The sequence below is a fragment of the Huintestinicola butyrica genome, assembly GCF_025567215.1.
Lineage (GTDB): Bacteria > Bacillota > Clostridia > Oscillospirales > Ruminococcaceae > Huintestinicola > Huintestinicola butyrica.
The window spans coordinates 1-7,845 of sequence record NZ_JAOQKB010000026.1 but is presented as its reverse complement, the minus strand read 5'-3'; the positions used below and the strand labels follow the sequence as shown (position 1 = coordinate 7,845).

Annotated in this window: 8 protein-coding genes; 1 reads left to right on the top strand and 7 read right to left on the bottom strand. The window is 47.8% G+C overall.

Annotation, left to right across the window (positions count from 1 at the left end; all coding sequences use genetic code 11):
* Positions 1-49 precede the first annotated feature (49 nt).
* A complete protein-coding gene (locus tag OCV68_RS14590; protein WP_262573787.1) occupies positions 50-496 on the bottom strand; it encodes a hypothetical protein in 447 nt (148 codons plus the stop codon).
* Positions 497-645: 149 nt separating this feature from the next.
* On the opposite strand from OCV68_RS14590, the gene OCV68_RS14710 reads away from it, so the two are divergent.
* Positions 646-972, top strand: a complete 327-nt coding sequence (locus OCV68_RS14710; protein WP_317259219.1) for a helix-turn-helix domain-containing protein — start codon at positions 646-648, stop codon at positions 970-972.
* Between the two features lie 30 nt (positions 973-1,002).
* Here OCV68_RS14710 and OCV68_RS14580 read toward each other — a convergent pair whose 3' ends face one another.
* From OCV68_RS14580 to OCV68_RS14555, 6 genes are all read right to left on the bottom strand, one after another.
* Positions 1,003-1,254, bottom strand: a complete 252-nt coding sequence (locus OCV68_RS14580; protein WP_262573786.1) for a hypothetical protein — start codon at positions 1,252-1,254, stop codon at positions 1,003-1,005.
* Positions 1,255-1,450: 196 nt separating this feature from the next.
* The gene (locus OCV68_RS14575; protein WP_262573785.1) at positions 1,451-1,879 is read right to left on the bottom strand and encodes an acetolactate synthase; all 429 of its coding nucleotides are present in this window, start codon (positions 1,877-1,879) and stop codon (positions 1,451-1,453) included.
* 21 nt (positions 1,880-1,900) lie between these two features.
* Positions 1,901-3,220: a phenylacetate--CoA ligase family protein gene (locus OCV68_RS14570; protein WP_262573783.1), complete on the bottom strand. Its 1,320-nt coding sequence runs from the start codon at positions 3,218-3,220 to the stop codon at positions 1,901-1,903.
* 34 nt (positions 3,221-3,254) lie between these two features.
* Positions 3,255-3,827, bottom strand: coding sequence for an indolepyruvate oxidoreductase subunit beta (locus OCV68_RS14565; RefSeq protein WP_022473808.1), 573 nt, complete (start codon positions 3,825-3,827; stop codon positions 3,255-3,257).
* Positions 3,828-3,852: 25 nt separating this feature from the next.
* On the bottom strand, positions 3,853-5,580 hold the full coding sequence (gene iorA / locus OCV68_RS14560; RefSeq protein ID WP_022473809.1) for an indolepyruvate ferredoxin oxidoreductase subunit alpha: 1,728 nt from the start codon (positions 5,578-5,580) through the stop codon (positions 3,853-3,855).
* 188 nt (positions 5,581-5,768) lie between these two features.
* Positions 5,769-7,845, bottom strand: a 2,077-nt coding sequence (locus OCV68_RS14555) for a Cna B-type domain-containing protein (RefSeq protein ID WP_262573780.1), incomplete at its 5' end; no start/stop codon positions are given.

Here is a 7,845-nt window from a genome sequence, read left to right as displayed (position 1 = left end):
TATGGTTGTGTGGTTACTCCCATTATAACACGAGTTGCTTTATGTGTCATTATTTTTTCCATGTGTTGCACTTATATTGTAAATCTATCAGTCTAATTTCGTCACCATCGAAATATCCTGTATAATCATACTCATAATATTTGGCATTTAAGTCTAATTTGATAAGCAGCGGAATTGTTATTACAAATACTGTCAGAACAATTTTTAAACCGATCATTAAGCCGAGACACAGGCATCTGAGCCATGTCAAAAGCCGCTCGTCCCTTGGTGTTCTGCTAAACACATACAATGTGACAAGCCCTGTTATGGCTGATCCCACCAGAGCAACCAAAAGAAACATGACCGCACCCTGTACATTCAGACTTTCAGAAAACCGATCTGTAAATGATAAAAAAATGCCTATAATTCCCATAATTGCAATACATACACCATCAGCCATTAAATAGGCAATTAACTTATTATACCTCTTTCTTACCCTCACATTTGAATATTCCATACTGTTCCCCCTTGAATAGCCTGATATAATGAATAAAGCAGCAGCAATCATCTTATAAGACAATTACACATTTATTATAATCTAATAAGATTGTTTTGTCAAGTATAAAAACATCTTTTATGGTAAAATATATCTAAGAGGTGTATATCATGGCATATTATCAAAGGATACGGGACCTTAGAGAGGACAGCGACAAAAAACAAAGCGATGTAGCTCATTATCTCAACACAACGACACAATATTACAGCCGATATGAACACGGTGAAGCCGAGATCCCCTTTGAACGTGCCATAATGCTTGCAAAATACTATAACGTAAGCCTTGATTATATCGCAGGGCTAACGAACAATAAGCGTGGACTTTCCCAGGGGAGCCTCAGCGAAAAACAGCAGGAGCTTATCGAATTTATCGGCAAACTTTCCGATGAAGAAAGAGCCAAGCTTGAAAAGCTTCTGAAAATAATATCGGAGATATAAAAAAGTGACACATTACGTGCCACTTTTTTATTATCCGAATATTTTCCCGAACACCCATCTCACCAGCGGGCCTATGAAAAACACCTGCAAAATAAGCGCCGCAGGGAAGCATACCGCAGCTGTGGATATCCAGCGGATAAACCAGCCTTGTGTTCCGCCGTGGATAAACGCAGCCGCTAAAGTTATGACCGGCACAACGCACATAACCGTAAAGCACTGCACCGCAAGTATAAAGAATATGGGCTTGTCGGCGGCAGGGTCAAAAAGCCTGCGTGCAAACAAGCCCGATCAGTCCCCCGCTGTTCAGTGAAACAGTATAGACAGTCATGCAGAAAACCATCATCTTTCCACATAAAATAAAAAAGCCGCCTGACATTTTGTGCTGTGCTTCGTTTTGGAACACAGCATACCTGTCAGGCGACTTATATTATAATATCACATTTTTACGTCAGATGTCATAAACATCTGATACTAATTCTTACTTATAGATCTCTTCCTTGTCAATAAGCGCAAAGCCGCCGTCGCTGAGAGCCTTGGCAGCAGCGTCATTGTCCGATACACGGATAACGAAATCCGCATTTCCCGCAGACTGACCTGTTACAGCGTAAAGGTACTTGATGTTTACATCAGCCTTTCTCAGCACCTCCATAGCGCTGTAAAGTGCGCCGGGCTTGTCGGAAACGGAGAACGCAAGTACCTCTGTGATGTTTGCGGTAAAGGAATTATCCTTGAGGATCGCCAGAGCCTTTTCGGGAGAGTTTACGATAAGGCGGATAATACCGAAATCAGCAGTGTCAGCAACGGTAAGAGCCTTTACGTCAACGCCCTCTCTGCCGAGAAGTGCCATAACATCGGCAAGTCTGCCTGTCTTGTTTTCAACGAAAACGGAAATCTGTTCAACAAACATAGTCAGCGCTCCTTTATGAAATTACTTTGTAAACTTGTTCTTGATAGCACGCTTGTCGTTAACTCTTACTGCCTTGCCTGTGGAGCGTGCAAGTGTCTTAGGCTCCACAAGCTTAACGCTTACGCCTACGCCGATAGCGGAGTCGATAGCAGCCTTGACCTTCTTCTTGTAAGCCTCAAGGGTCTTGATCTCGTCGCCGAACATATCCTCTCTCATCTCGACCTGAACTTCAAGAGTATCAAGGTTATTGACACGGTCAACCTCCAGGAAGTAGTTGGTAGCCTTGCTGTCAACGCTGAGAAGAGCGGACTCGATCTGTGAGGGGAATACGTTAACGCCTCTGATGATGAGCATATCGTCGGTTCTGCCCTGAGGCTTCAGCATTCTTACGAGGGTTCTGCCGCACTCGCACTTGTCGTAAACGAGAGTAGCGATATCTCTTGTTCTGTAGCGGATAAGAGGAAGTGCTTCCTTGGTGATGCAGGTGAATACCAGCTCGCCCTGCTGACCTGCGGGAAGAACTTCAAGTGTATCGGGGTCGATGATCTCGGGAATAAAGTGATCCTCGCAGATGTGCATACCGCACTGGCATTCGCACTCGCAGGAAACGGAGGGACCCATTATCTCGGAAAGTCCATAGATGTCGTAAGCCTTGATGCCAAGACCTGCCTCTATCTCCTTTCTCATCTCCTCAGTCCAAGGCTCTGCGCCGAAAACGCCTGCCTTGAGCTTGAACTCGTCCTTGCTGATGTTGTTTTCCTTCATAAGCTCGATAAGGCTGATAGCATATGAGGGTGTCATGCAGATGATAGAGGAACCGAAATCCTTGAACAACTGGAGCTGTCTCATGCTGTTTCCTGCGGAAGCGGGAATAGCGGTAGCACCCAGCTTCTCAGCGCCGTAGTGGAGACCAAGACCGCCTGTGAAAAGGCCGTAGCCGTAGGAAATGTGAATGAAATCGTCCTTTGTTCCGCCAACGGATACCAGCGCTCTTGCTGCGCACTCAGCCCACATATCAATATCATGTGCTGTGTAGCCAACGACCGTCTGCTTGCCTGTTGTGCCTGAGCTTGCGTGGATACGTACAATGTCCTTCATGGGGGAAGCGAACATTCCGTAAGGATAGTTGTCTCTCAGGTCCTGCTTGACGGTAAAGGGAAGCTTCTGAAGGTCTGCGATACTCTTGATGTCCTCGGGCTTAACGCCTGCTTCGTCCATTTTCTTGCGGTAGGGTGCTACGTTTTCATAAACACGTCTTACAGTTCTGGAAAGACGGTAGGACTGGAGAGCCTCCAGCTCGCTTCTGGGAGCACATTCGATCTCGGGCTTATAGTAGTTCATGGGATTTTCCTCTTTTCATAGAAATATTTATAACTTACGCATTTCTGCCCAGTCCAAAGGCCTTTTTGTTGACTTCAAGCACCTTGGCGGGAACGCACTGTTCAAGTGCGTCGTTCCATACCTTGTCGCCGAAGTCCAGAATGTGGGAGATAACTCCCATAAGAACAACGTTTACAGCACGGCTTGTTCCTGCCTGCTCGGCAAGGCTGAGAGCGTCAACTGCGATAACGTCCTCACCAAGCGATTTGAGCGTGTCAACGATATTTGCGGGATACTGTGCCGCACCTGTGATAACAGGCATAGGCTCGATCTCCTGAGTGTTCATGACCAGCTTGCCGCCCTTTTTCAGGAAGGACACCCATCTTGCGGCTTCAAGAGCCTCAAAGGAAACGATAATGTCTGCCTGACCCTTTTCGATAACGGGAGAATATACCTTCTCGCCAAACTTAATGTATGTAACAACGGAACCGCCTCTCTGGGACATTCCGTGAACCTCGCTGACCTTTACGTCATAGCCCTGTGACAGCAGCACATTTCCCAGAATACGGCTTGCAAGCAGCGTACCCTGTCCGCCGACGCCTACCAGCATTATAGATTTAGTTTCCAATTTATTTCATTCCTTTCAGCGGATTTTATTCTTCAATAGCGTCAAACTTGCACATCTGAGTACACAGACCGCAGCCAACGCAAAGGGTGTTGTCTATCTTAGCCTTGCCTGTGGACATGGAAATGGCAGGGCAGCCGATCCTCATGCAGGCCTTGCAGGAGCGGCACTTGTCGGGATCCACCTTAACAGGAGGCTTGTGCTTAACGGTTTTCAGCAGGGCACAGGGACGGCGGGTAATGATAACAGAGGGAGCGTCCGCAGCCAGCTCTTCCTTGATAACAGCCTCGGTCTCGGCAAGGTTTGCGGGGTCAACAACTCTTACTCTGTCGATTCCCACAGCATGGCAGACAGCCTCGATGCTTACAGCGGAAGCAGGGTCGCCCTTGATGTTGAAGCCGTTGGCAGGGTTGTTCTGATGACCGGTCATGCCTGTGATGGAGTTATCCAGAACGATAACAGTGGAATTGCTTGCGTTGTACGCAATATTTATAAGACCTGTGATACCCGAATGGATAAAGGTGGAGTCGCCGATCACTGCAACAGCCTTGTGCTCATATTCACCCTTGCGGGCAATGTTGAAGCCGTGGAGACCGCTGACGGAAGCGCCCATGCAGATAGTGGTATCCATAGCGCAGAGAGGAGCGGCAGCGCCAAGAGTGTAGCAGCCGATATCGCCGCTGACCATAACGCCAAGCTTTTTCAGGGTGTAGAACACACCTCTGTGAGGACATCCTGCGCACATTACAGGAGGACGGACGGGAACATTCTCGGGGTATGTAACAAACTCGTCCTTTTCGCCCAGGATCTTGTCCTTGAGATAGCTCTGGGAATATTCGCCCAGATATGTAAACTCAGCCTTGCCGATGGGGTCAAGTCCTATCTTGCGGCAGTGAGTCTCGATAATGTCGTCCAGCTCTTCGATAACATAAAGCTTCTTTACCTTTGCGGCAAAGTCCTTGATGAGCTTTACAGGCAGAGGATTGATAAGTCCCAGCTTCAGGTAGCTTGCCTTGTCGCCCAGAGCTTCCTTTGCGTATTCATATGCAATGCCAGAGGTGATAACGCCTATCTCATCACTGTTCATCTCAACGGTGTTGAAAGGGCAGTCCTCAGCATATTCGGTGAGCTTTTTCAGTCTCTCCTCAACAACAACATGGCGCTTGATGGCATTTGCGGGCATCATAACGTACTTGCCGATATTCTTCTCATACTTGCCGATGTCGTGAGGAACTCTCTCGCACTCCTCAACAACGCTCTGGGAGTGGGAAACTCTTGTGGAAAGACGCAGAATAACGGGAGTATCGAACTTTTCAGAAAGCTCATACGCCATCTTTGTAAATTCCTTGCACTCGCCCGAGTCAGAAGGCTCCACCATAGCCACCTTTGAAGCAATGGCATAATGACGGCTGTCCTGCTCGTTCTGGCTGGAGTGCATTCCGGGGTCGTCGGCAACGCCGATAACAAGTCCGCCGTTCACGCCCGAATAAGCCACGGTAAAGAGAGGGTCGGCAGCAACGTTGAGACCAACGTGCTTCATTGCGCAGAATGAACGTGCGCCGCCGATGCTGGCACCAATGGCAGTTTCGCAGGCAACCTTCTCGTTGGGCGCCCACTCGGAGTGGAAATCATCATATTTAGCAGCAAACTCGGTAATTTCGGTGCTGGGTGTGCCCGGGTAGGAGGAAACAACGTCAACCCCCGCCTCGTACAGACCTCTGGCAACCGCCTGATTGCCAAGCATTAACTTTGACATATATAAAACCATCCTTTCAGAATTGCTGTTTAGCGGTATCCAATATATTATAACATATTTCGTGCCGCTTGCCAATAGCTTTTGAAAAAATCTCACATTTCCAAAGAAAAAGTTCAGTTGTTTTGAGCAGTATGCCAAAAAATCACCCCTGACGATATTATCCTCAGGGGCGATTTTATAGTTAAAAATTACTTCTGTATCTTTCTTCTTGCTGTAACGAATGCCGCAGCCGCAATAAAGGAGATAGCCGCTGTGCAGATCACAGCAGGAACGGAAGAGCTTTCTTCTGCAGTTCCGTCTGCATACATTCCGCTGCCGGAGGAGACATCTTCCGAGCTGTCGGTGTCTGTTCCTGTGGTCTTACCGGAATGGTCGGAATCTGTGTCGGTGCCTGTAGTCTTGCCTGAGCCGTCGGAATCGGAATCAGTGTCGGTCTTTCCTGTGGAATCGCCGCCATATGTCTTGTCGCCGTCATCAGTGGTGCTGCTGCCGCCGTTGGTGTTGTTTCCGCCGTTTCCACCATTGTTGTCATTTCCACCGTTGCCGCCGTTGCCGCCGTTGCCGCCGTTTCCACCATTGTTGTCATTTCCACCGTTGCTGCCATTTCCACCGTTGCCGCCGTTTCCGCCATTGTTGTCATTTCCACCGTTGCCGCCGTTTCCACCGTTGTTGCCACCATTATTGCCGTTACCGCCGTTGTTGCCTCCGTTGTTATTACCGCCGTTGCCTCCGTTATTGCCGCCGTCATTGAATCCGCCGCCGTTATTGGGTGTGGTGCTGATGGGATCATTTACAACTGCAAGAGATGTAAGTCCTATGCTCGTGCCGTCACCGAAGGTAACAACTGTATTGCCGTCTGCGTCAACTGTAATGGTAACGCTGTAGATGTTGGTATTGAGCTTGTAGCCCTTAGGAGCCTCAGTCTCGGCGAAGTAGTATGTGCCGGGGATAAGTCCCTTGAACTCAACAATGCCATCCTTATCGGATCTTGCCTTGTAAGCATCGCCTGCATCTGTCATAACAGGAGATGTGCAGGAAGCATCATAGTAAAGGGTGAACTCGGAATTTTCAAGAGCAATGCCCTCTCTGTCAGTCTTCTTGAACTTAAAGGAGTGGTTGCCCGAAACGGTTGAAACTTCGTGCCATGTGTTGGTTACTGTAGTGCCCGAAATGGAAACCTCATAACCGGACTGAACGCCTGCAATAAACTTGGGAGCAGTTGAAGCCTCGTTTCTGATGGAATAGGTATAAAGATTGCCGTTTCCGTCATACTTGTCAAGGTTATCAATAGTCTTAGTGAAGTTGTTCTGAGCATTGAGTACAACGTTTTCCACAACTACGGAAACGCCGTTTGCTGTTCCGACCAGCTGAACAGCTACCTCGTATCCGCTGTGGTCGTTTCTGCCTTCATCGCCGCTCCAGAGCTTTGTTACTGTAACGGAGGTGGTGACAGGAGCAGGTCTGGGAACCTCGTTCCATGTGTTTGTAACTGTAGTGCCGTTGTAGGAAGCAGTGTAGCCTGACTGTACACCACGGATATATTCGGGCATGCCGATCATCTGCTCGTTGGCAACGGTATAAACAAAGATATTGCCGCTTGCATCAAATTCTTTAAGGTCATCTACAGTAGCTGTGAAGTTGTTTGCAACTTCAAGTGTAACTGTAGCTACCTTCTGATCTGTAACAGTAACAGAGTTTCTGATAAGATCGACCTTAACAACATAATTGCTGTGGTCTGCATTTGCAGGCTCGTTTGCCCATGTCTTGTTAACGGTAACGCTTATCTTGCTGGGAGTGGGAGCATTCCATTCGGTCCAAGTGTTGGTAACGGTTGTGCCGCTGTATGTTGCCTTGTATCCCGACTGAACGCCGTCCATATACAGGGGAGCAGTTGTGCTCTCGTTTTCAATATAGTAGGTGTAAGGGTTGCCGTCTGCATCTTCTGCTTCAAGACCTGAACGTGTAAATTCAAATCCATTTGCCGCATTAAGGGGTATTGTCTCGCTAAAGTAAGGATCAACTGTTCCATTTGCCTTTCTGAGGAGTTTAACAGTAACAGTGTAGCTGTCGTGAGAATAACCTACAGGCTCCCCTGCCCATATCTTCTTGACTGTAATATTTGTGGTGCCGGGTGTGGGAGTAGGAGTTGTAGTGTCTTTCCAAGTATTTGTTACGGTAGTGCCGTTGTAAGATACTTCATAACCAGACTGTACATTTTCAGTATACTTGGGAGCATCTGTAATTTCGTTTGCTACAGTATAAGTA